At 36.5% G+C, this 24,201-nt stretch carries 18 protein-coding genes and 1 pseudogene; 18 read left to right on the forward strand and 1 reads right to left on the reverse strand.

Going from position 1 to position 24,201, the window contains the following annotated elements:
* Positions 1-147 precede the first annotated feature (147 nt).
* From I580_RS03335 to I580_RS03350, 4 genes are all read left to right on the forward strand, one after another.
* A complete protein-coding gene (locus I580_RS03335; RefSeq protein WP_034860435.1) occupies positions 148-738 on the forward strand; it encodes a DUF1361 domain-containing protein in 591 nt (196 codons plus the stop codon).
* 83 nt (positions 739-821) lie between these two features.
* Complete coding sequence (locus I580_RS03340; RefSeq protein ID WP_010772722.1) at positions 822-3,098, forward strand: 5'-nucleotidase C-terminal domain-containing protein; 2,277 nt, start codon at positions 822-824, stop codon at positions 3,096-3,098.
* A gap of 282 nt (positions 3,099-3,380) precedes the next feature.
* Complete coding sequence (locus tag I580_RS03345) at positions 3,381-4,787, forward strand: NCS2 family permease (RefSeq protein WP_010772721.1); 1,407 nt, start codon at positions 3,381-3,383, stop codon at positions 4,785-4,787.
* 136 nt (positions 4,788-4,923) lie between these two features.
* Positions 4,924-6,120 (forward strand): multidrug efflux MFS transporter, encoded by a 1,197-nt coding sequence (locus I580_RS03350; RefSeq protein WP_010772720.1) that lies wholly within the window; start codon positions 4,924-4,926, stop codon positions 6,118-6,120.
* 110 nt (positions 6,121-6,230) lie between these two features.
* Here I580_RS03350 and I580_RS03355 read toward each other — a convergent pair whose 3' ends face one another.
* The gene (locus I580_RS03355) at positions 6,231-6,422 is read right to left on the reverse strand and encodes a YjzD family protein (protein WP_010772719.1); all 192 of its coding nucleotides are present in this window, start codon (positions 6,420-6,422) and stop codon (positions 6,231-6,233) included.
* Between the two features lie 173 nt (positions 6,423-6,595).
* Between I580_RS03355 and dnaE the strand changes: the two genes are divergently transcribed.
* The 14 genes and pseudogenes from dnaE (at position 6,596) to I580_RS03425 (ending at position 24,120) form a co-directional block, all read left to right on the forward strand.
* Positions 6,596-9,928 (forward strand): DNA polymerase III subunit alpha, encoded by a 3,333-nt coding sequence (gene dnaE / locus I580_RS03360; protein WP_010772718.1) that lies wholly within the window; start codon positions 6,596-6,598, stop codon positions 9,926-9,928.
* Between the two features lie 171 nt (positions 9,929-10,099).
* Complete coding sequence (pfkA, locus tag I580_RS03365; RefSeq protein ID WP_010772717.1) at positions 10,100-11,062, forward strand: 6-phosphofructokinase; 963 nt, start codon at positions 10,100-10,102, stop codon at positions 11,060-11,062.
* A 96-nt stretch (positions 11,063-11,158) separates the two neighbouring features.
* Positions 11,159-12,916 carry a pyruvate kinase gene (gene pyk, locus I580_RS03370; RefSeq protein WP_010772716.1) on the forward strand — a complete coding sequence of 586 codons (1,758 nt, stop codon included), beginning with the start codon at positions 11,159-11,161 and terminating at the stop codon, positions 12,914-12,916.
* A gap of 190 nt (positions 12,917-13,106) precedes the next feature.
* Positions 13,107-14,126 (forward strand): alcohol dehydrogenase AdhP, encoded by a 1,020-nt coding sequence (gene adhP / locus I580_RS03375; RefSeq protein WP_010772715.1) that lies wholly within the window; start codon positions 13,107-13,109, stop codon positions 14,124-14,126.
* A gap of 411 nt (positions 14,127-14,537) precedes the next feature.
* Entirely contained in the window at positions 14,538-14,693 is a 156-nt protein-coding gene (locus I580_RS17045; RefSeq protein ID WP_167324180.1) for a hypothetical protein, read from the forward strand.
* Between the two features lie 268 nt (positions 14,694-14,961).
* Positions 14,962-15,264: an Fpa/YlaN family protein gene (locus I580_RS03385; protein ID WP_010772713.1), complete on the forward strand. Its 303-nt coding sequence runs from the start codon at positions 14,962-14,964 to the stop codon at positions 15,262-15,264.
* Positions 15,265-15,267: 3 nt separating this feature from the next.
* Positions 15,268-16,461, forward strand: a complete 1,194-nt coding sequence (locus I580_RS03390; protein WP_010772712.1) for an FtsW/RodA/SpoVE family cell cycle protein — start codon at positions 15,268-15,270, stop codon at positions 16,459-16,461.
* A gap of 98 nt (positions 16,462-16,559) precedes the next feature.
* The gene (locus tag I580_RS03395; RefSeq protein WP_010772711.1) at positions 16,560-19,988 is read left to right on the forward strand and encodes a pyruvate carboxylase; all 3,429 of its coding nucleotides are present in this window, start codon (positions 16,560-16,562) and stop codon (positions 19,986-19,988) included.
* A 17-nt stretch (positions 19,989-20,005) separates the two neighbouring features.
* Positions 20,006-21,127, forward strand: coding sequence for a CAP-associated domain-containing protein (locus I580_RS03400; RefSeq protein ID WP_010772710.1), 1,122 nt, complete (start codon positions 20,006-20,008; stop codon positions 21,125-21,127).
* Between the two features lie 2 nt (positions 21,128-21,129).
* Positions 21,130-21,561 carry a YlbF/YmcA family competence regulator gene (locus tag I580_RS03405; protein ID WP_010772709.1) on the forward strand — a complete coding sequence of 144 codons (432 nt, stop codon included), beginning with the start codon at positions 21,130-21,132 and terminating at the stop codon, positions 21,559-21,561.
* Entirely contained in the window at positions 21,551-21,901 is a 351-nt protein-coding gene (locus tag I580_RS03410; RefSeq protein WP_010772708.1) for a YlbG family protein, read from the forward strand. Before I580_RS03405 ends, I580_RS03410 begins: the two co-directional genes overlap by 11 nt.
* Positions 21,902-22,006: 105 nt before the next feature.
* Positions 22,007-22,573, forward strand: a pseudogene (gene rsmD, locus I580_RS03415) (16S rRNA (guanine(966)-N(2))-methyltransferase RsmD); the annotation flags it as partial.
* Positions 22,566-23,066, forward strand: a complete 501-nt coding sequence (gene coaD, locus I580_RS03420) for a pantetheine-phosphate adenylyltransferase (RefSeq protein ID WP_010772706.1) — start codon at positions 22,566-22,568, stop codon at positions 23,064-23,066. The pseudogene rsmD and the gene coaD, both read left to right, overlap by 8 nt.
* Positions 23,059-24,120 (forward strand): SepM family pheromone-processing serine protease, encoded by a 1,062-nt coding sequence (locus I580_RS03425; RefSeq protein WP_010772705.1) that lies wholly within the window; start codon positions 23,059-23,061, stop codon positions 24,118-24,120. Before coaD ends, I580_RS03425 begins: the two co-directional genes overlap by 8 nt.
* Positions 24,121-24,201 lie beyond the last annotated feature (81 nt).

A 24,201-nucleotide genomic window follows, 5' to 3' on the forward strand; every position in this document is an offset into this window, starting at 1 on the left:
GCACAAAATAGGAGAATGACAAGTTTTCAAGAAAATTTTTGAAAATAATTTCTTTATGATACACTAAGTGGAAAAAGGATGGTGAAAAGTTTGATACAAGTCTATCGTTGGTCAATTCGAATCGCTACTTTGCTTTATTGTTTATATATGATATTTTTTGCTGAGATGTATCATTTTATGGCTTTGAATGTTTTGTTAGCGTATACCCCACTCGAAATTAGTTTTCATTTAAAAAAAGTACAGAAGCGAATGTTTTATCTGTTGGGAATGTTTTGGCTTCTATTTTATCCAAATGCACCCTATTTATTTACAGATTTTTTTCATTTAGAACAATTGACGATTTATCAAGGAATGAATCAGATATTTGGACAAGCATTGTCTGATTGGGTATCTTTTAGTTTGTTGACAGTCGGAATTTGTGTGTATGGTTTTTTAGGAATGGCAACGGTCTTTACGGTCCTTAATGAAAGTATTCAAAGGAATATTTTCATTAAAAAATGGCAAGAGTTTATTTTTATTTTATTGATTAACGTATTATCTAGTTTAGCTATTTTTGTTGGGCGTTTTAATCGGTTACATAGTGTTTATGTATTTACAAAACCGATTCAAACTGTCAAAATTATTTTTTTTGACTGGTCGCTGAATAAAATGTTGTTTATTCTCTTACTAACCATTGTGCAGATTATGTTCTTGGCTGCCATTTTTGGATTAAAAGGATTGAAACTCATAGAAGATTGAGCGAAGCTGTATTGACAGCGTGTGAGGAAATTGTTACTCTTTATTTAAATATGTTTGGAAATAACGAAAGAGGAGTTATTAACATGAAAAAGTGGCAAAGTTCTTTGTTAACTATTTTATTTATTATTGGGGGAATCAGTAGCGCAACAGTTGGGGCTGTGGACGTTGCTAAGGCGCAGACAGTTGGCAGTGCTGAACGTAAAAATGTACCAGACGAACAACAGGTGCAAAATGAAAAAATTCCGTTTCAAATTCTTGGAATCAATGATTTTCATGGTGCTTTGAATACGACAGGTTCTTTCTATGATGATAATGGGAAGAAGTTTACCAATGTCGGAACAGCACCATTGTTGGCAGGCTATTTGAATCGAGCGCAAGAACAATTTGCACGAGCGAATAGTGGTGGTCAAACATTGCGCGTCCAAGCAGGAGATATGGTTGGTGCTAGTCCAGCAAGCTCTGGATTGCTTCAAGATGAACCGACGATTAAAGTGTTGAATCAGATGGACTTTTCTGTGGGAACTTTAGGAAATCATGAATTTGATGAAGGCCTTCAAGAATTTAACCGAATCATGCTTGGTAAAAAACCTCTTGATGATCCATATGGTATCTTAACAGCTTATCCAAGAGAAGCTTCTAAAACTGAGTTAGTAATTGGTAACGTTGTCAAAAAGGGAACGGAGGAAATTCCTTTTGGATGGAAACCTTATACGATTAAAGAGGTAGGAACAAAAAATAATAAAGTAAAAGTCGGTTTTATCGGTGTTGTTACGACAGAAATTCCCAATTTAGTTTTAAAAGAGCATTACGAGGCGTATGACTTTTTAGATGAAGCTGAAACCATTGCCTATTATTCAAGTCAATTAAAGAATCTTGGTGTGAATGCGATTGTTGTGTTGGCTCATATTCCCGCAACTAGCAAAGCGGATAAAGTGAATGGGGAAGCAGCTGAAATTATTAATAAAGTAAATAATATTTACCCTGAGAATAGTGTGGATGCTTTTTTTGCAGCACATAATCATCAGTATACAAACGGAGTGGTCAACAAAACAAGAGTGGTTCAATCCACTGCACAAGGAAAAGGATATATTGATTTACAAGGAACACTAGATCCTGAAACCAATGATTTTGTGGACACGCCTAATGCCAAAGTTTTACCAGTTGATCCTACAGGTGATGATGTACCGAAAATCGATGAGAAAGTTGCGGAAACGGTAAAAGATGCTGAAGAACGTGTTGCAAAAGTAACCAATAAAAAAATTGGAACAGCGAAAGAAAATGGCGCAATCAGTCGTGAAGTCAACGAGGCTAAAGAATCGCCATTAGGGAATTTGATTACAGATGGACAGGTGGCTATGGCTCAGGCGAAAGGGATTAAAGCTGATTTTGCGATGACGAACAATGGTGGTATTCGTGCTGATTTAGCGGTCGAAGAAAATCGGGACATCACATGGGGATCGGCGCAAGCGGTTCAACCTTTTGGTAATATCATGCAAGTAGTTGAGATGACGGGTGCTCAAATTGAGCAAGTGCTAAATGAGCAATATGATGAAGAAGGTCGCTATTTTTTACAAATTTCTGGTTTAACCTATTCTTTTGTGAAGACTGGCGATGAAAATCAACCGTTCAAAGTGCATGAGATGTTTAAAAAAGATGGAACGCCACTTCAATCTGATCAGACCTATATGGTTGTAATCAACGACTTTTTATTTGGCGGTGGAGATGGTTTTTCAGGATTCACAGGAGCTCGTTTAGTAAATGCGATTCAACCTGATACAGAGACTTTTATTGGTTATATTGAAAGTAAAGAAACTGTGGGTGAAACGATTTCGGCTTCTATTGAAAACCGCAAAAAGCTAGTTGATCTTACAGAAATACAGAAACCAGAGCCAGAAGACGGTGTAGATAAAATCAAAAAAGCAACGATATTCGATCCGTTATATGAAGATGATGAACTTTTGAGAGGAGTCACATTACCAAATGCAACGATCGTTCTCTACGATGGGGATATACCTCAGGAGAAGATGAACACAACTGAATTCCCGCAAGGAGATTTAGTTGGACAAGCGGATGCCCAAGGTTTGATCAAAATAAATATTACCTCCTTAAAAATCAAGGGCAAAGAGAACTTAACGGCAGTTGTAATGGATGAAGAAAAAAATGCTGTTGTTTTTCCAATAGCGATTTTACCTAAACAAGGAATTGATAGTGAACCGACCAATACGAAAGAACTTGCTAAAACTGGTACAAAAAAAGAATTACCTAAAACTGGTGAGCAATCTTCCGCTTCAGTAACTTTATTTGGAGCTTTAACTATTAGCGTTAGTTTGGGTGTGTTACTTAAAAGAAAAATTATCTAAAAAAATATGCCCTGCAGTTGCTAAGTAGAAATCGCAACTGTAAGGCTTTTTTATTTTATGACTAAAAACGAAAAACACGAACATTAAAAAGATTTTATATGATTAAAGTTAATAATTTGTTGAAATGTAGAATGTACTAACTTATACTTTAAAAGTATTCATCGGGAAACAGGAACATGCACTTATTATTGTTGAAATAAATTCATTCGTTAAGTGTCAATTTAGCGTATGAATGGATATGTCCCGATAAAATTTTGGTATAAAGAGGAGCGAAACATTTTCATGGAAAAGTTTTTCAAGTTAAAGGAAAACAAAACAACTATTTCAACTGAAATGGTAGCTGGGGTAACGACATTTTTTGCGATGAGTTATATTTTGTTCGTAAACCCATCGATTTTATCTCAAACAGGAATGCCATTTCAAGCAGTATTTTTAGCTACAATCATTGCTTCAATCATCGGAACATTGATTATGGGACTTTTTGCAAATGTTCCGTATGCACAAGCACCAGGAATGGGACTAAATGCTTTTTTCACTTTTACGGTTGTTTTTGGATTAGGCTACACATGGCAACAAGCATTGGCCATGGTGTTTATTTGTGGTTTGATCAATGTTTTGATTACTGTAACAAAAATTCGTAAACTAATCATCAATGCTATACCAGAAAGTATGCAACATGCAATTGGTGGCGGTATCGGGATTTTTGTCGCATATGTAGGCATTAAAAATGCCAAATTATTAGATTTTACCGTACAAGCAGAGCCTAAAAACGGACTTGTGAACGGGGACAGTATTGTTCCTGCCTTAGGTAATTTTAATAACCCTGAGATTATTTTAGCCATTATTGGACTAGTTCTAATGACGGTTTTAGTTGTTTTAAATGTTCGTGGTGCTATTTTGATCGGTATTGTAGTAACAACGATTATAGCGATTCCAATGGGTGTTGTAGATTTGTCTATGATCGATTGGCAAGCAAATTCTTTAGGGAATTCAATCAGTGAACTAGGCACAACTTTTGGCGCGGCATTTGGTGCTGATGGTATGCAGTCGTTGTTTAGTGATGCGTCAAAAATCCCTCAAGTCTTAATGACTGTTATTGCCTTTAGTTTATCTGATACATTCGATACGATTGGTACATTTATTGGAACAGGACGTCGTACAGGAATCTTTTCTAAAGAAGATGAACTAGCACTTGAAGACAGTAAAGGATTTTCTACAAAAATGGATAAAGCGTTGTTTGCAGACGCAATTGCAACTTCGATCGGGGCAGTATTTGGAACATCAAATACAACGACCTATGTAGAGAGTGCTGCAGGAATTGGTGCAGGTGGACGGACTGGTTTAACCTCTGTTGTGGTTGCGGCTTTATTCGCTTTAAGCAGCTTGTTTTCGCCGTTGATTGCAATCGTACCAGCGCAAGCAACCGCTCCTGCTTTAATTCTGGTTGGTGTTATGATGCTTGCTTCATTTAAAGATATTGAATGGACGAATTTAGAAGAGGCCGTTCCAGCCTTCTTTGCTTCAATCTTTATGGGATTATGTTACAGTATCTCTTATGGAATTGCAGCAGGATTCATTTTTTATGCTGTAGTGAAAGTAGCGAAAGGAAAATTTAAAGAAGTTTCACCAATTCTTTGGATTGTGAATGCGTTATTTATTTTGAACTTTGTTATCTTAGCGATTTTATAAACAATCATGAACGATAAAGCTTAGCTGTTATATAGGCAGTTAGGCTTTTTTTCTGTTGTTAAGCAGAAATATTTTTTGAGAGATTACAAAATTTGGAGTATAGTTAAGAGTGAAGAACTTGTGAGGTGTACAGTGAATGAAAATTGATTGGAAAAAGAATTTAATGGTTGCTTGGCTAGGCTGTTTTTTTACGGGCGCAAGTATCAGCCTAGTGATGCCATTTATTCCTGTTTATGTTGAACAATTAGGGACGCCCAAAAACCAAGTGGAGCTATTCTCCGGATTAGCCATAGCGGTTACAGCCTTTGCTGCTGCAATCGTGGCACCTATTTGGGGGAATTTAGCAGATAGAAAAGGTCGTAAAGTGATGATGATCAGAGCTGCTGCAGGAATGACGATAACTATGGGATCATTGGCTTTTGTACCAAACGTTTATTGGTTACTTGTTATGCGTTTTTTTAACGGTATTCTTTCTGGTTATATCCCAAATGCAACGGCGATGATCGCATCTCAAGCTCCTAAAGAAAAAAGTGGTTGGGCTTTGGGAACTCTTTCGACAGGTGCAATTGCTGGAAATTTGATTGGACCGTCTATCGGTGGCGCTTTAGCACAATGGTTTGGAATGGAAAATGTATTTATCATTACTGGGACCGTGTTATTGATCACCACTTTACTAACGATTTTTATGGTTAAAGAAGATTTTCAACCGGTGGAGAAAAAAGATTTGTTAAGTACGAAAGAAATTTTCTCGAAAATGGATCATGTGTCAATTTTGATTGGTTTATTTATTACAACATTGATTTTACAAATTGGGGTCACTAGTATTAGCCCTATTTTGACGTTATATATTCGTTCTTTGAGCCACGATACGGGGAATATTTTATTCATCAGTGGGTTGATTGTTTCAGTAGCAGGCGTTTCAGCTGTGATCTCGTCACCCATTTTAGGCAAACTAGGTGATAAGATTGGGAATCACAAAGTTTTATTAGCAGGATTGATTTTATCAATGATTTGTTATATACCAATGGCTTTCGTGAAAACACCGTTACAATTAGGCTTGTTGCGTTTCTTTTTAGGGTTTTCAACAGGCGCTTTGATGCCGTCGATCAATACGTTAATTAGCAAAATTACGCCAACAGAAGGAGTGAGTCGAGTTTATAGCTATAATCAGATGTTTAGTAATTTTGGACAAGTCTTAGGACCGATGATTGGTTCAACTGTAGCGCATGGATTTGGGTATAGTGCGGTATTTATTGTTACTGCCTGTTTTGTTTTAGGAAATATTTGCCTTTCTCTATTCAATTTTCGTAAAATTTTAAATAAAAGACTATAAACAGTTGAAAACATAAAAAAACCAGTTACAATGTTTGTAGTAACTGGTTTTTTTATAAGTTTATTTTGCTCAAGTCAAAAACTAAATGAAACTTAAACATAGTTTCTATATTATTGAGCACTTTCAGTGGTTTCTTTTTTTGGTAATGCGAATTGACCAATCAATAAGATAATCACACCAGTAATCAATGATATAATGGTTGTCAGCATAAAGTCATAAGTACCGCCATTTAAGGCACCACCAATGTAGCCGACTACTTGTCCTAGTAAAAAGGACCACAACAATACAAGAATGTAACGCATGGATTGCACCTCTTTTCTAGCTTTAGTTTAGCACAATTTTTCTAAATGTAAAGAAATTGCAGGTTGCCGTTTAAATTTTAAACAATCAGAATAAATGGTGGGATTAGAAGCAACTTTTGGCATTTTATAAGTTGATTATTTTACTCAACCTCATTTAAGTAAGGAGATGTCTTATGCCTTTTCCACAATTATATACTATTTCTTCCTATTCATTACTCTCCAGTACCATTCGCATTCAAGAATTAGTGCAACAAGCTAAGAAGTTAGGTTATACAACTATTGGAATTGCTGATATTAATGTACTTCATGGGGCGATTGAATTTTTTGAAGTTTGTAAACAAGAAGGAATCAAACCGATTATCGGTTTAACATTAGAATACACACCTCGCAAGTCCGAACAGACAGCACAGTTGTTGTTATATGCAAAAGATTTGGAAGGCTATCAAAATCTGATGCGAATCTCCACTGCAAAAATGAATAGTGAAAGAGTTTTTTATTTAGAGGAAGTCAAAGATCAGCTAAAACATCTAATCGCCGTGATGCCTTCTGATAAAGGAGAAGTTACTTTTGCCTTTAAAAGAAGTGTAAACGAAGGCGAAGAAAGTTTGACATTCTTAAGAGAGTTATTTGATCCAGCTTCTTTTTTTGCTGGAGCTTCATTCACAAGTAATGCAGAAATGGATCCCAATCTTTTTCAATTTTATGAAACAAAAGGTCAGCCTCTAGTTGCGTTACAAGAAACACGTTATTTAAACCGTGAAGATGGGTTTGCGTTAAAGGTACTGACTCATATTAATGAGGGGCAACAGATGACCCTGAACGCTGAAGAAACAGATATAGAAGGGCCTTTTTATCTAAGAAATCAGCATGATGTTGCAGAACAATTACGTATAAAAGCTGGCGAAATGGCTTTGGAAAATGCTGAGAAAATTGCGGAAACCTGCACTGTAGAAATACCTTTACATCAACGATTATTACCTCATTATCCCATTCCGGAAGGGAAAAAAGCGGGTGAATTTTTAAAAGAGCTATGTCTACAAAAGTTGCCTGAACGAATACAAAATGTCACTATAGAATATGAGGAACGATTAGCAAAAGAGTTAGATATTATCCATACGATGGGCTTTGACGATTATTTCTTAATCGTATGGGATGTAATGGCATTTGCGCATGCTGAAAAAATTGTAACAGGTGCTGGTCGTGGTTCCGCTGCAGGGTCTTTAGTGTCTTATGTTTTAGCAATCACAGATGTTGATCCAATCAAATATAATCTGTTATTTGAACGATTCTTAAATCCAGAAAGACATTCGATGCCCGATATTGATTTGGATATTCCGGATAATCGTCGTGAAGAAGTATTGCAATACGTTCGTACAAAATACGGACAGTATCATATGGCGCAGATAGCTACTTTTGGCACGATGGCAGCAAAGATGGTTTTAAGGGATGTTGCTAGAGTATTTGGATTATCTCAAAGTGAATCTAATCGTTGGTCTAGTGCTGTACCAAGTGCGTTGAAGATGACGTTGAAAACAGCATATACAGAGTCTAAAAAATTAGTAGAGTTAGTAAATTCTTCTGAAACAAATCGCCTGCTGTATGATACTGCAGTTCGATTAGAAGGATTACCGCGGCACGTATCTACTCATGCAGCAGGCGTGGTGATCAGTGATTTGGATTTGTTAGATATCGTACCTCTACAACCTGGATCAAATGACATCTTTTTAACTCAATTTACGATGAACGATGTTGAAAAAATCGGGTTATTGAAAATGGATTTCCTAGGTTTGAGAAATCTATCTATTATTGATGATACAATCAAGTCGATTAAACGAGTCTATAAAAAAGAAGTGATTCTAAACCAAATTCCGTTGGATGATGAAAAAACATTGGCGTTATTTAGGCGAGGGGAAACGAGTGGTGTTTTTCAATTCGAGTCAGCTGGTATTCGTAATGTTTTAAGAAAATTAGGACCTACAAGTATCGAAGATATTGCAGCAGTCAACGCCTTATACCGTCCAGGACCAATGCAAAATATTGACTTGTTTATTCGCAGAAAAAAAGGATTGGAGTCAATTGAATATCCTGATGCTGTTTTAGAACCGATTTTAAAAAATACTTACGGTGTTATTGTCTACCAAGAACAAATTATTCAAGTTGCGTCGACTATGGCAGGTTTTAGTTTAGGGCAGGCTGATATATTAAGACGTGCAGTGAGTAAAAAGAAAAAAGAAGTCCTAGATGAAGAACGCAAGCACTTTGTGGAAGGGGCGATGAAAGAAGGACATAGTGAAGCAGTAGCAAAAACGATTTATGATTATATTGAACGATTTGCTAACTATGGATTTAACCGCTCGCATGCGTTTGCATATTCCTTTATTGGCTTTCAAATGGCCTTTTTAAAAGTACATTTTCCAGGTGCTTTTTATGCAGCAATTCTTCATTCAGTGCGACACAATCCAACAAAAATCAAAGAATATATTGGTGAAGCGCGTAAGAATAAAATGACCATTATACAACCAGCTATCAACGCTAGTCAATATAGTTTTTATTTGAATAATAATGATCAGATCATGTTCGGTTTTAGTTCCTTGAAGGGGATACGGCGTGACTTTATTCAGAATATTTTAGATGAACGGAAAGAGCGTGGCCCGTTCAAATCCTTTGATCAATTTTTGTTGCGAATTGATCGAAAATGGCTAAAAGCTGAAAATATACAACCGTTGATTGCGATTGGTGCGTTTGATGAATTACAAGCGAATCGCCGCCAATTGGCAGTTAGTCTAGACAGTGAAATTCAAAATATTATATATAGTGGCGGCAGTATGAATCTTTTAGAAGATACGCTCAAATTAAAAGAAGTAGAAGTTGCTGATTATTCTTTAGAAGAAAAGTTGGAGCAAGAAGAACAATACTTAGGTGTCTATCTATCAGGACATCCCACTGAAGAATTCAAAAAGACTCGTCTCGCTAAACAAGTGATGTTAGTAAGTGATGTTGTTGAGAACCAAACAGCCCGTTTATTGATTTATGTGAAAGATATTCGAGTAATTCGGACAAAAAAAGGCGAGCAAATGGCGTTTGTAGAAGGTGATGATTTAACAGGATCGCTATCATTGACGCTGTTTCCTACAGTTTTCAGAACGTTGCGTCAAAACGTTGAAAAAAATCAAGTTTATTTCGTAGAGGGGAAAATAGAAAAAAGCAACTACAATCAAGAACTTCAACTATTAGTCAATCAGATCGAAAAAGCGAATGATATTGAAAATAGTATTAGTGCAACGACATGTTATTTGAAGATTGTTGCAGAAAAAGAGCAAAATAACGTGTTACAAAGTATTCGTGAAGTCATTCAAGCTCACAGAGGCAATATCCCAGTTATTATTTATTTTGAGAAAAATGGGAAGAAATTAGTCTTAGGAGAAGAGAATTGGTTAGCAGATACAGCAGATGCAAAAGAACAATTAGATCAGATTCTGGGCAGTCAAAATGTTGTTTTCAAATGATTTACGGTAAAAAATACTAATTGTTTTCATCTTTTTTCAATTATTTCTTCTTAAATCAAGACATTTTGCACTATTAATGGTAAAATGAGTGACGTAATATTTTTGAGTAATGAATAACTGTGACAAAACTTGTTGCAGCTTAAAAGTATAATATATGAGGTGAAAGAACGAATGAAACGTATCGGTATTTTAACCAGTGGGGGAGACGCCCCAGGAATGAACGCTGCAATTCGAGCAGTGGTACGTAAAGGGATTTTTGACGGAATCGAAGTTTATGGGATCAACTACGGTTTTGCAGGCTTGGTAGCTGGTGACATTCGTCGTTTAGACATTGCAGATGTTGGCGACAAAATTCAACGTGGAGGAACTTTCTTATACTCTGCTCGTTATCCAGAATTTGCAACAGAAGAAGGGCAACTAAAAGGGATCGAACAATTAAAAAAATTCGGTATCGAAGGCTTAGTTGTCATTGGTGGAGACGGTTCTTATCACGGTGCAATGGCGCTGACAAAACGTGGATTTCCAGCAGTAGGTATTCCAGGGACGATCGATAATGATATTCCAGGGACTGATTTTACTATTGGTTTTGATACAGCGATCAATACAGTGTTAGAATCGATTGACCGTATTCGTGATACTGCAACTTCGCACGTTCGTACATTCGTTATTGAAGTAATGGGGCGTGGAGCAGGTGATATCGCTCTTTGGTCAGGTGTTGCAGGTGGAGCGGATGAAATCATCATTCCAGAACATGATTTTGATATGGTAAATGTTGCACAACGCATCAGAGAAGGCCGCGACCGTGGTAAAAAACATTGTTTGATCATTTTAGCAGAAGGTGTTATGGGCGGGAATGAATTTGCGGATAAGCTTTCTGAACATGGGGACTTCCATACGCGCGTATCTATTTTAGGACATGTAGTTCGTGGTGGTTCACCAAGTGCTCGTGACCGCGTACTTGCAAGTAAATTTGGTTCATATGCTGTCGAATTATTGAAAGCTGGAAAAGGCGGACAATGTATCGGTATGCTTGATAACCAAGTAGTTTCAGCGGATATCGTTGATACTTTAGAAAACCATAAACACAAACCTGACTTATCACTTTATGATTTAAATCAAGAGATTTCTTTTTAAGAATCAGCTCAAAAATGTGAGCGAACCTGAGGATCACTTGAGGAAAATAGATATTTTCATAATGTATAAACAAAATTGGAATAGGAGCGTTTGGTAATGAAAAAAACGAAAATCGTATGTACGATCGGACCAGCTAGTGAAACTGTTGATATGCTAGTAAACTTAATGAATGCAGGAATGAACGTTTGCCGTTTGAACTTCTCACATGGTGACTTTGAAGAACATGGCAACCGTATCAAAAATATTCGTGAAGCGGCAAAAATCACAGGGAAACGTGTAGCCATCTTACTTGATACAAAAGGTCCTGAAATTCGTACGAACGAAATGGAAAATGGTGCGATCACTTTAAGAACAGGTGATTCAGTACGTCTTTCTATGACAGAAGTTTTAGGGACAAACGAAAAATTCTCAATCACTTACCCTGAGTTGATCAATGATGTAAATGTTGGTTCTCATATTCTTTTAGATGATGGACTAATTGACTTAGAAGTAACAGATATTGATCGTGCAGCAAACGAAATCGTTACTTTAGTTAAAAACGAAGGCGTATTAAAAAATAAAAAAGGCGTTAACGTACCTGGCGTATCTGTAAATCTTCCTGGTATTACGGATAAAGATGCGGCAGATATCCGCTTTGGTATTGAACAAGGTGTTGACTTTATCGCTGCAAGTTTCGTTCGTCGTGCAACTGACGTTTTAGAAATTACTAAAATTTTAGAAGAAGAAAACGCAACTCATATCCAAATTATTCCGAAAATCGAGAATCAAGAAGGAATCGACAATATTGACGAAATCCTAAAAGTTTCTGACGGTTTGATGGTTGCTCGTGGTGATATGGGTGTTGAAATTCCAACAGAAGATGTTCCTGTTGTTCAAAAAGACTTGATTAAAAAGTGTAATGCTCTAGGTAAACCAGTTATCACTGCAACTCAAATGCTTGATTCTATGCAACGTAACCCACGTCCAACTCGTGCGGAAGCAAATGACGTTGCTAATGCAATCTATGACGGAACAGATGCTGTAATGCTTTCTGGTGAAACAGCTGCTGGGGATTATCCGTTAGAAGCTGTTCAAACAATGGCTCGTATCGCAGTTCGTACTGAAGAAGCCTTGATCAACCAAGATTCATTCGCATTAAAATTATACAGCAAAACAGATATGGCAGAAGCGATCGGTCAATCAGTCGGACATACTGCACGTAACTTGGGCATCCAAACAATCGTTGCTGCGACTGAATCAGGTCACACTGCTCGTATGATTTCTAAATACCGTCCGAAATCACATATCGTTGCGATCACTTTCACAGAACAAAAAGCACGTAGCTTGTCATTATCTTGGGGCGTTTATGCAACGGTTGCTGATAAACCAGCAAGTACGGATGAAATGTTCAACTTAGCAACACACATTTCTCAAGAAGAAGGATTTGCAAGCGAAGGTGACTTGATCATCATCACTGCCGGTGTACCGGTTGGTGAAAAAGGAACAACTAACTTAATGAAGATTCAAATGATCGGATCAAAATTAGTCCAAGGTCAAGGAATCGGTGAAGAATCAGTGATTGCTAAAGCTGTTGTAGCAAATACAGCAGAAGAAGCAGTAGCAAATGCAACAGAAGGCTCAATCCTAGTTGTTAAAACAACTGACAAAGATTACATGCCTGCAATTGACAAGGCAATCGCTTTAGTCGTTGAAGAAGGTGGATTAACTTCCCATGCAGCAGTCGTTGCAATTGCGAAAGATATTCCAGTAATCGTTGGTGCAGCTGACGCTACAAACTTGATTGCAAATGATGAATTAATCACTGTTGATCCTCGTCGTGGTATTGTGTACCGTGGCGCAACAACAGCAATCTAAAAAACTTTCTATTATACACTATAAAGAATGAAGATGAATCATGCAAAGTGATTCATTTTCATTCTTTTTTATTGATAATGAACAAAGTTTCTGTCGCTTGTGAAATATTTCTCTAAAACGCTATCAAAATCATTTCGTACATGTTAAAATGTAATTGTTACCATATTATATTGAATACAGGAGTGATACAATGAAAGCAGCTGTTGTTACGAAAGAAAATAATGGAAAAGTAGAAATCAAAGAATTAGATATTAGACCGCTTGAAGCTGGAGAAGCTTTGGTGGATGTTGAATATTGTGGTGTTTGTCACACAGACTTACACGTAGCTCATGGCGATTTTGGAGAAGTTCCAGGTCGTGTGATTGGTCATGAAGGGATCGGGATTGTAAAAGAAATTGCACCTGGTGTTGAAAGCTTAAAAGTAGGAGATCGTGTAAGTATCGCTTGGTTTTTTGAGGGATGTGGTACTTGTGAGTATTGTATTACTGGCAGAGAGACTTTCTGTCGTCAAGTAAAGAACGCTGGTTTTTCAGTAGATGGCGCTATGGCAGAACAATGTATCGTTAAAGCAGACTATGCTGTCAAAGTACCAGAGGGATTGGACCCAGCTCAAGCTAGTAGTATTTCATGTGCTGGTGTTACTTGTTATAAAGCAATCAAAGTTTCAGATGTAAAACCAGGCCAATGGGTTGCTATTTACGGCATCGGAGGTTTGGGAAACTTAGCTATTCAGTACGCTAAAAATGTTTTCAATGCTAAAGTGATTGCTGTTGATATTAATGATGACAAGTTAGAGTTTGCGAAAGAATTAGGTGCAGATTTAGTGTGTAACCCGCTAACAGATGGTGATGCTGGTGCTTGGATACAAGAAAAAGTTGGTGGCGCACATGCGGCAGTCGTTACAGCTGTTTCAAAAGTTGCTTTCAATCAGGCAGTTGATTCTGTAAGAGCTGCTGGTAAAGTTGTTGCAGTTGGTTTGCCACCAGAAACAATGGATCTTGCAATTGTGAAAACAGTTTTAGATGGTATTCAAATCGTAGGTTCTTTGGTAGGAACTCGAAAAGATTTAGAAGAAGCATTCCAATTTGGTGCAGAAGGAAAAGTGGTTCCTGTTGTTGAAACTCGTTGTCTGCATGAAGTGAATGATATTTTTGAAGAGATGGAACAAGGGAAAATCAAAGGAAGAATGGTTGTTGATTTAAAAAAATAAAGCCAATCTAAATTAAAACTGGCGGAATGAAAAAGATCCTTGAAAGTATTGAATCACTAACTTTCAAAGATCTTTTTTTATAAAAAATAATGGCTCGTTTAAGTGCATTAATAGCTTCTTAAAATAGATTCTGTTACTATTGATAGTAGCATTTAGATTGGACGATAACATCATAAGCACTAAAAAAGCGCGGAAGTTGTTGGCCTGTTAAAATTCTTTGAGCTATGGGAATAGTATTGAATGCGAGGAAAGTAATTGTTTGTTTAGAATGAAAAACAGTTTGGCTAAGAAAATAAAGTGAAATGACATAGAAGGGTTTCAGGAGCAGTCTGGTATTAGAAGACATTAAAACTAAAAGTATTCCTTACATAGCATGAGGTAATGCAAATGAACTTAAAAGGAGGAATAGCGATGAAAGAAAGTGCAAAAGCGGGCATTTCATTTGGTTGCGCATTGGCGTTAGTGATTTCATATGTAAATTGGCATAGTATTATTTGGGCAATTTTTCATGGCGTATTAAGCTGGTTTTATGTAATTTATTACGTTATAGTTTATGGTTTGAACTAAGAAAAAATAGAATGGTGATCCAAAAGATAAGAAAACACTTTTGCTCTTTTTGAAGGGGATTCTCAATAGTAGGATTAAAATGACTAATCTAAAACGTTTGCTAATATGTGCTTTTTTTAGATAAACAGTGAGAATAATGAGATTTTCTTTCATTCCAATTCGATGAAAATTAAAAAAAAATTTAAACGATGGATTTTCAGAAAATTTCTGTTAATAGTGAGGTAAATTATGCTATAATTACATAATTAAGATGGGAGGTTTAGTGCAAATGGAATCCATTTCAAAAGATTTTGCCGTTCAGCTCTTAAACGATGATGCACAACGGATCATGATGTTGATCCGCAATCAAAAAAATAGCCTATGTATTTCCCAGTGTAAGGCTTTTGAGGAAGTCGTGGATACACAAATGTATGGTTTTTCTCGTCAGGTGACTTATGCCATTAGACTAGGTATTTTAAGCTCAAAACAAGGACATCAATTGCTAAGTGATTTAGAAAAAGAACTTAACCAATTATATAGTGACGTTTATGAGGAAACTCAAGAAAAAAAAGAGATTGGCAAGGAGGTTTAAACTTTGCCAAACAAGATAAAGAAGAGACATCTGTTAGATTATAGTATCTTGATCCCGTACTTAGTCCTTAGTGCCGTGGGCTTGATCATGGTTTACAGTTCAACGTCATCTTTGTTAGTATCAAAAGGCGAACCACCGACAAGTATGGTAGTGTCTCAATTACAATTTTGGATGTTAAGTTTAGTAGGAATGTTCTTTATCTATAAGATGAAAACAGCAGTTTTTCAAAATAAAGGTTTTATCATGTTTGCAATTGCTGTTATTTCTTTTCTACTCTTAGCGGTTAAATTTACTCCGTTAGGTCGCAATATCAATGGTGCCTCAGGTTGGTTATTGATCGGTTCATTTTCAATGCAGCCAGCGGAATACTTAAAAATCATGGTGATTTGGTATCTTGCCTATATCTTAGGCCGGAGACAGAAGTATATTGATAAAGAGTTTAAAAAAGCAGTTTTTCGACCAATGCTTTTAGTTGGTTTTTTAATTTTACTTGTGGCGATTCAACCCGATTTGGGAAATGGTGCGATTCTAACATTACTAGTTATTATCATGCTTTTAGCCAGCGGAGTAAATTATATGTACACGTACATTGTTGGCGGTGTGGGGATTTTAGGTAGTATCGCTGTTATACAAGCGTTGATTTTAAGTAAAGGAAGTTTTATTCCAGCTAGATATCAATATGTGTATCAACGTTTTGCGATTTTTTTAAATCCATTCAAAGACGAAAGAAATTATGGACATCAATTGGCTAATTCGTATTACGCCATCAATAATGGTGGCTGGTTTGGTAAAGGCCTGGGGAATAGCATTCAAAAGAAAGGCTTCTTACCTGAAGCGCATTCGGATTTTATTTTTGCCATTACCATCGAAGAATTAGGCTTGTTCGTTTCCTTGATTATACTAGCAATTTTGATGTTTATGATTGCACGAATCATTCTAGTGGGCGTTCGTTCTAAAAAGCCATTCAATTCGTTGATGTGTATTGGAATTGGATCAATGTTATTGCTCCAAGTTTTTATCAATTTAGGAGGAATTACAGGGGTGATTCCTTTAACAGGAATTACATTCCCTTTTCTCAGTCATGGGGGAAACAGTGTCTTGATTATTTCAATCGCTGTCGCTTTTGTACTAAATATCAGTGCGGATGAGAAAAAACAAAAAATGGACCAAGAATACCAATTACTTGGTAATGAATAAATGAATGAAGGTAAAAAAGATGGCGAAACAGAGGTAGCTCTTTATATAAGAGCAAAATACATCTGTTTCGCCCTCAATAAACGGGTAGGAGTGAAAGAATGAAAAAAGTTTTAGTAGCAAATCGTGGAGAAATTGCAATTCGAATTTTCAGAGCCTGTACAGAGATGCACATCGGGACTGTGGCAATCTATGCAGCAGAAGATGAATACTCGGTTCATCGTTTTAAGGCTGATGAAGCATATTTAGTTGGTAAAGGAAAAAAACCAATTGAAGCTTATCTAGATATGGAAGATATCATCCGAATCGCTAAAAAATCTGGTGCGGATGCTATTCATCCAGGATATGGTTTTCTTTCTGAAAACTTGGAATTTGCACGTCGTTGTGAAGAAGAAGGGCTTATTTTTGTAGGACCAACATTACATCATCTAGATATTTTTGGAGATAAAATCAAAGCGAAAGAAGCTGCAGTTGCTGCAGGAATCGCGTCAATACCTGGTTCTGATGGTCCTGTTGATACGGTTGAAAGTGTTTTAGAATTTGGTCGTACACATGGTTTTCCAATCATGATTAAAGCTGCTCTTGGTGGCGGTGGTCGTGGCATGCGAGTAGCTCATGATGAAAGAGAAGCTAGAGAAGGCTACGAGCGAGCAAAAAGTGAAGCTAAAGCAGCTTTTGGTTCTGATGAAGTCTATGTTGAAAAGTATATTTCTAATCCGAAACATATTGAAGTTCAAATTTTGGGAGATACACACGGAAATGTAATTCATCTATTTGAACGAGATTGTTCAGTTCAACGTCGCCATCAAAAAGTAGTAGAAGTAGCTCCTTGTATATCGATGAATGAAACAAAACGGAAAGAAATTTGTGAAGCAGCAGTTCAATTAATGAAACATGTTCAGTACGTAAATGCTGGAACAGTCGAATTTTTAGTTGAAGGCGACAATTTTTATTTTATTGAAGTCAATCCTCGTGTACAAGTTGAGCATACCATCACTGAGATGATCACAGACATTGATATTGTCGTATCACAATTGCAAATAGCTCAAGGGCTTGATTTACACAAAGATATGAAAATACCACGACAAGAGGAAATTACATTGAATGGCGCTGCAATTCAATGTCGAATCACAACAGAAGATCCATTGAATCACTTTATGCCAGATACGGGCAAGATTGATACGTACCGTTCGCCAGGTGGTTTTGGGGTTCGATTAGATGTAGGGAATGCTTATTCAGGTGCAGTAGTAACACCGTACTTTGATTCACTTTTAGTAAAAGTTTGTACTCATGGGTTTACTTTTGAAAAAGCAATTCAAAAAATGGAGCGTAGCTTAAGAGAGTTTAGAATTCGTGGAGTGAAAACCAATATTCCTTTTCTACACAAAGTAATCGGTCATCCTGAATTCCAATCTGGGGAAGCAAAAACAACTTTTATCGATAATACGCCACAATTGTTTGAATTTCCCAAATTAAGAGATCGTGGCAATAAAACGATGAAATATATTGGTGAAGTTACCGTCAATGGTTTCCCAGGGATTGAAAAATCAACCAAAAAGTATTTCGATGCACCTCGTATTCCAACTGATTTAGAATTACGCAGTGAGTATGTGACTGCTAAAAATATTTTGGATAAAGATGGAGCGCAAGGGGTTATCGATTGGATTAAAAAACAAGAAAATGTTTTACTAACCGATACGACGTTCCGTGATGCACATCAAAGTTTGTTAGCAACACGCGTAAGAACACAAGATTTTAAAGAAATTGCCCGTTTAACAGGCGAAGGATTGCCAGAATTGTTCTCTAGTGAAATGTGGGGAGGCGCAACATTTGATGTTGCATATCGTTTCTTAAATGAAGATCCTTGGCAAAGGCTACGTAAAATCCGTAAATTGATGCCTAATACATTATTGCAAATGTTATTTAGAGGATCGAATGCAGTTGGCTATCAAAACTATTCTGATAATGTTATTGAAGAATTTATCAAAGAGTCAGCACGACAAGGTATTGATGTTTTCCGAATTTTTGATAGCTTAAACTGGCTTCCTCAAATGGAAAAAAGTATTCAAGCCGTTAGAGATACAGGTAAAATTGCGGAAGCTGCTATTTGCTACACGGGTGACATCAATGATCCTTCTAGAGCAAAATACAATATTGAGTATTACAAAAATATGACCAAAGAGCTTGAAAAAATGGGTGCTCATATTATTGCGATTAAAGACATGGCCGGTTTACTAAAACCGCAAGCTGCTTATCGTTTAATAAGTGAACTGAAGGATACAACAGATTTACCGATTCACTTGCATACTCATGACACGAGCGGTAACGGTATTATCACTTATTCTGCTGCAACTAAAGCTGGAGTAGATATTGTGGATGTGGCGACAAGTGCAATGAGTGGGGCCACAAGTCAGCCGAGCATGAGTAGCTTATACTACGCTTTAGTTAATGGCGAGCGTACGCCAGACATCAACATTGATAATACACAAAAAATCAACCATTATTGGGAAGATGTTCGTATGTATTATCAAGCATTTGAAAATGGTCTGAATGCACCTCAAACAGAAGTTTATATGCATGAAATGCCAGGTGGTCAATATTCAAACCTACAACAGCAAGCAAAAGCAGTAGGTTTAGGACATCAATGGGATGATATCAAAAAAATGTATCATACCGTTAATTTAATGTTTGGTGATATCGTAAAAGTGACTCCTTCTTCAAAAGTTGTGGGAGATATGGCTTTGTTTATGGTTCAAAATAATTTAACAGAAGAAGATATCTATGAAAATGGAGAAGAATTAAGTTTCCCAGAATCAGTTGTTACCTTCTTCCAAGGAGACTTAGGTCAACCAGTCGGTGGATTTCCTAAAGACTTACAACGAATTATTTTGAAAGGCCGCCCAGCTTTCACAGAAAGACCTGGTAGCTTAGCTGCACCGATTAATTTTGAGAAAGTTAAAGCTGAATTAGCTGAAAAAATCGGTTATGAACCAAAATTAGAAGAAATATTGAGCTACTTAATGTATCCTCAGGTATTCTTGGATTACCGGACCTCTTATCAAAACTTTGGTGATGTGACATTGTTAGATACACCAACATTCTTCCAAGGTATTCGCCAAGGGGAGTCTGTAGAAGTGCAAATCGAAAAAGGTAAGACGTTAATCATTCGATTAGATGAAGTTGGTGACCCTGATATTGAAGGAAATCGTGTATTATTCTTTAACCTAAATGGTCAACGTCGAGAAATCGTGATTAAAGATACGTCTATCAAGTCCTCTGTTCAAGCAAAACGTAAAGCTGAACCAACGAATAAGGAGCAAATTGGTGCAACGATGTCCGGCTCTGTTCTCCAAGTCTTAGTGAACAAAGGAGATAAAGTTAAGAAAGGCGATGCATTGTTAGTAACAGAAGCTATGAAGATGGAAACAACGATCGAAGCTCGTTTCGATGGTATTGTTGAACACATTTATGTTTTTGAAGATGAACCGATCAGCTCTGGAGATTTATTGATCGAAATCAAAGAAAATTAAGAAAAGTGGGGAGAAAAATGAAACGATTTTTAGCTTTCGTAGGCGTCTTCTTTATAGTCTTGATTGCCGGCTATTTACAACCCGTTTTTTTCCCTGCTGAAAAAGTGCAGCAAGAAGCAGATCGTGGGAGCGCAACGGTCTCCCACACTGCTTTACCTTATGAAGAAATTTCAACATCTGGTTATGCTGCGTACATAGGCAAAAAAGCAACAGATTTTGTAACAGATTTTGGGGAACCTATTGAAAAACAAAAAAGTGGTACAGGATATGAGCTATGGATTTACGGGGAAAAAGATGCCGATTACTTAGAGTTGAATATTGTAAATGAGGACATAGCTGTGATCAAGGCTTTTAATAACTCCAAAGAAGTAACCCCTTTTTCAATTGGAATGAAGTTGTCGGATGTATCAGAATTAATGACTATCTATTCCAATTTTGCATTTACATATAAAGAAAATAAGTATGATATCGAATTAATGGAAGAAGATATGAATTATCGCCCACTGATTGCATTTGATAATAAGACTTTTGCAATCTTATTTTTCAATCATGGAACGGGTAGACTTTCAGCTGTGACCTATTTAAATAAGGAAACGCTGTTGACCTTAATGCCCTATCAATTACTAGAAGGTGAAGTCATTCCTTTCTCAACCATAGAACAATCAACTGGTTTTGATGCAGTAAAGAGCAACCAAGTGATTCGAACAATCAATTTACTGAAACTAAAAGAAGGATTGCCAACGTACCATGTGAATACGGAGAGTCAAAAGAATGCTCAAAAGCTTTTTGAAACGTTAACAAAAAATCAAAAAAATATTCTTTCGTCAGAGCGAGCTGAAACATGGCAGTTTAGCAAAGAACAAATGACGGCAGCTGCTATTTTTACGCTGACAAATGATGAATATCAAAAATTATTAAAAGTTGGTCAATTAGATAAAAAGAAAGCAACAGGCATGTTTACAGAACCTGTTTATGACCCAACGATTACAGTGCTTTCTTGGTTTTCTGATTCATTGTATCATTCTAGATTTGCTCATCAGGAAAATGAAAACATCGGCGTTGCGTTCTCTAAAGCAAGTGTGTTAGTCTTATTACAAGAAACTGAGAAAGAAATATCTCAAACAGAGGAAAGTGAATAAGTATGATAGTGACAGAAAAACTTTTTGAAATAGAAGATCAGACAGAAAAACTTATCCAAGCTATTCTAGCGAGTAAAAGCTTTGAATCCTATAAAATAAATCGTCAAGCAATGTATGAGTCAAATGAGGTTCAGAAAAAGCAGAAAGAATTTTTAGATGCTAAAGATTCATTTGAACGTATTGAAGCATATGGGAACCATGCTCCGGATTTTCGAACCAAACAACGAGCGGTACGTAAAGCAAAAAGAGCGTTGGATCTGAGTGAGGAAGTAGCTGAATTTCGATTTTCTGAAACAGAGATTCAAACAGTTTTGGATCTGGTAGGAATGGCAGTAGCGAAAACAATTTCAGATGATATTAAAGTAGATGCTGGAAATCCTTTCTTTGAGAAAGGAAAACATTCAGGGTGTGGAGGTAGTTGTCATGCAAGTTGATCAAGAAAAAGAATTTGTCATCCAAAAGCGACGTTGTTTAGTTGTTTGGGTTTATAGTCTGAAGCAATTAAAAACACTGAAACGTTTTGGATTAATTCACTACGTTTCTCGTCGAATGAAGTATGTTGTTCTTTATATGAATGAAGAAGCTATTGAAAGCTCAGAAACGAAAATCAATGGTTTACATTTTGTCCGTAAAGTAGAACGATCTTATCGTCCGGATGTAGAGATGAATTTTGCAGAGAAAATCGGTACAAAAGCTGCATATCAGTATGAAAAAGAAGAAGGATTTGAAGTTGAAGAATTAAGCACTCAGATTCGTTTAGCTGAAAATGTGTAAAATTGAGATGGAAAATGTGAACGACCTTCAAACATTTTTCATCTTTTTTCTGTATAATTGATGTACGATTAAAAGCGATTGAATGATTAAGTAAAGGGGCACAAACAGATGCGGGTTATTTCAGGAGAGTATGGAGGAAGACGGTTAAAAGCGTTGGATGGTGATAACACACGTCCTACAACAGATAAAGTCAAAGAATCGATTTTTAATATAATCGGTCCCTATTTTGATGGGGGAACGGCTTTAGACTTATATGCAGGCAGTGGTGGTTTAGCGATTGAAGCAGTGTCTAGAGGGATGGATTTGGCTATTTGTATCGAAAAGAACTTTGCTGCTTTGAAAATCATTAAGGAAAACATTGAAGTAACAAAGGAGCCAGAAAAGTTTGTCCTCAAAAAAATGGATGCGAACAAAGCACTGGAACTTCTACGAGAAGAGGAAATAAAAATAGATTTGGTGTTACTGGATCCGCCATATGCTAAACAGGAAATTGAAAAACAGTTGGAACGAATGCTTACTTACAAACTATTAAGTGAACAGGCAATTATTGTTTGTGAGACAGATAAATCTGTAGAGCTTCCTCAAACTATAGGAACATTAGGGAAATACCGTGAAGCAATTTATGGTATTACCCAAATCACTATTTATAAGCAGGAGGAATATGATGATTAAAATTGCTCTCTTTCCTGGAAGTTTCGATCCTTTGACGAAGGGGCATCTAAATATGATCGAGCGTGCTACTAAAATGTTTGATAAAGTAATTGTTGGCGTTTTTGTAAATACGAACAAAACTGCTCTTTTTACGTTAGATGAAAAACTTAGCCTGATTAAACAAGCTGTGGCACATTTAGAAAATGTAGAAGTAATTGTTCAAGAAAACAAACTTACTATTGAAAGCGCTGCTGAATTAGGAGCGAACTTTTTGATTAGAGGTATTAGAAATGTAAAAGACTATGAATACGAAAAAGACATCGCTGCAATGAATCACCATCTATCACCTGAATTAGAAACAGTTTTTTTGTTAGCAGATGAAACCTATGCACATGTTAGCTCAAGTCTATTAAAAGAAGTGCTAAAATTTGGTGGAGATGTTTCAGCATATCTGCCACCGGTTGTCGTTCAGGCACTAAACCAAAAGAATCGTGAGATGAAATCAAATGAATAATAAGCATGAAGAGAAAGTTTCAATTAAGTCAATGTTACCTTTTGCAGTAGTCATTTTATTGATTATTCTAATGATTTTTCCTATTCCATATTACATTGAAGGGCCAGGTACAACTGAGAATCTAAAAGAATTTGTTACAGTGGATAATAAAAAAGATTCAGAACCAGGAGCGTTTTATTTAACGACTGTTGGCGTGCGGAAAGCCACTTTGGCTTCAGCCTTAAAAGCAAAATTCTCTGATTTTCAAGAATTAGTCAGCAAAGAAGACTTGATGGGTTCTAGTTCGAGTAGTGAATATGAACGAATTCAACAATATTATATGGATTCTTCTAAAAATGCTGCAATTGAGCAAGCACTGAAACTCGCAAAAGTTTCTTATAAAATGTCGTTTAAAGGAGTCTATGTTTTAGCTGTCGAAGACAATTCTAGTTTTAAAGGAAAAATTTCAGTTGGCGATACGGTTACTGGAATTGATGGTAAAATATTTAAAAGTAGTGAAGAGTTTGTAACATATGTGAAAAAACAAAAAGTTGGACAAGTCGTTTCCGTAAACTATTTACAGGACGGAAAATCTAAAGAGGCAACAGGTAAGTTAATTGAACTATCGACAGATAAAAAGCCTGGAATTGGGATTGGCTTAACGGATCATACTGAGATCGAATCGTCGATTCCCGTTGAAATAGACGCTGGAGATATTGGTGGGCCTTCAGCAGGTTTGATGTTTACGCTTGAAACGTATGAACAATTAACTCAAAAAGGAATCCGCAAAGGACATAAAATCGCTGGTACTGGAACAATCAATACTGATGGTATTGTAGGCAGAATCGGTGGTATCGATAAAAAAGTTGTGACTGCTAGCAAAAATGGTACAGAAATTTTCTTTGCCCCTAATGATGAGATTACGAAAGAAATGAAAAAAGCAGAACCAGGAATCAAAACAAATTATGAAGAGGCAAAAGCAGCGGCTGAGAAAATAGGAACAAAAATGAAAATTGTACCTGTAAAAAATGTTCAGGATGCGTTGAATTATTTGGAAACATTAAAGGAAAAATAAAAAAATAAGGCTTGAGCAATTGATTAGAATTAAATCTGATCAAGCGCTCAAGCCTTTCTATGTTTTAGCTAAACGAATAGG

Origin of the sequence: Enterococcus caccae ATCC BAA-1240 (assembly GCF_000407145.1) — a bacterium.
Taxonomy (GTDB): domain Bacteria; phylum Bacillota; class Bacilli; order Lactobacillales; family Enterococcaceae; genus Enterococcus_L; species Enterococcus_L caccae.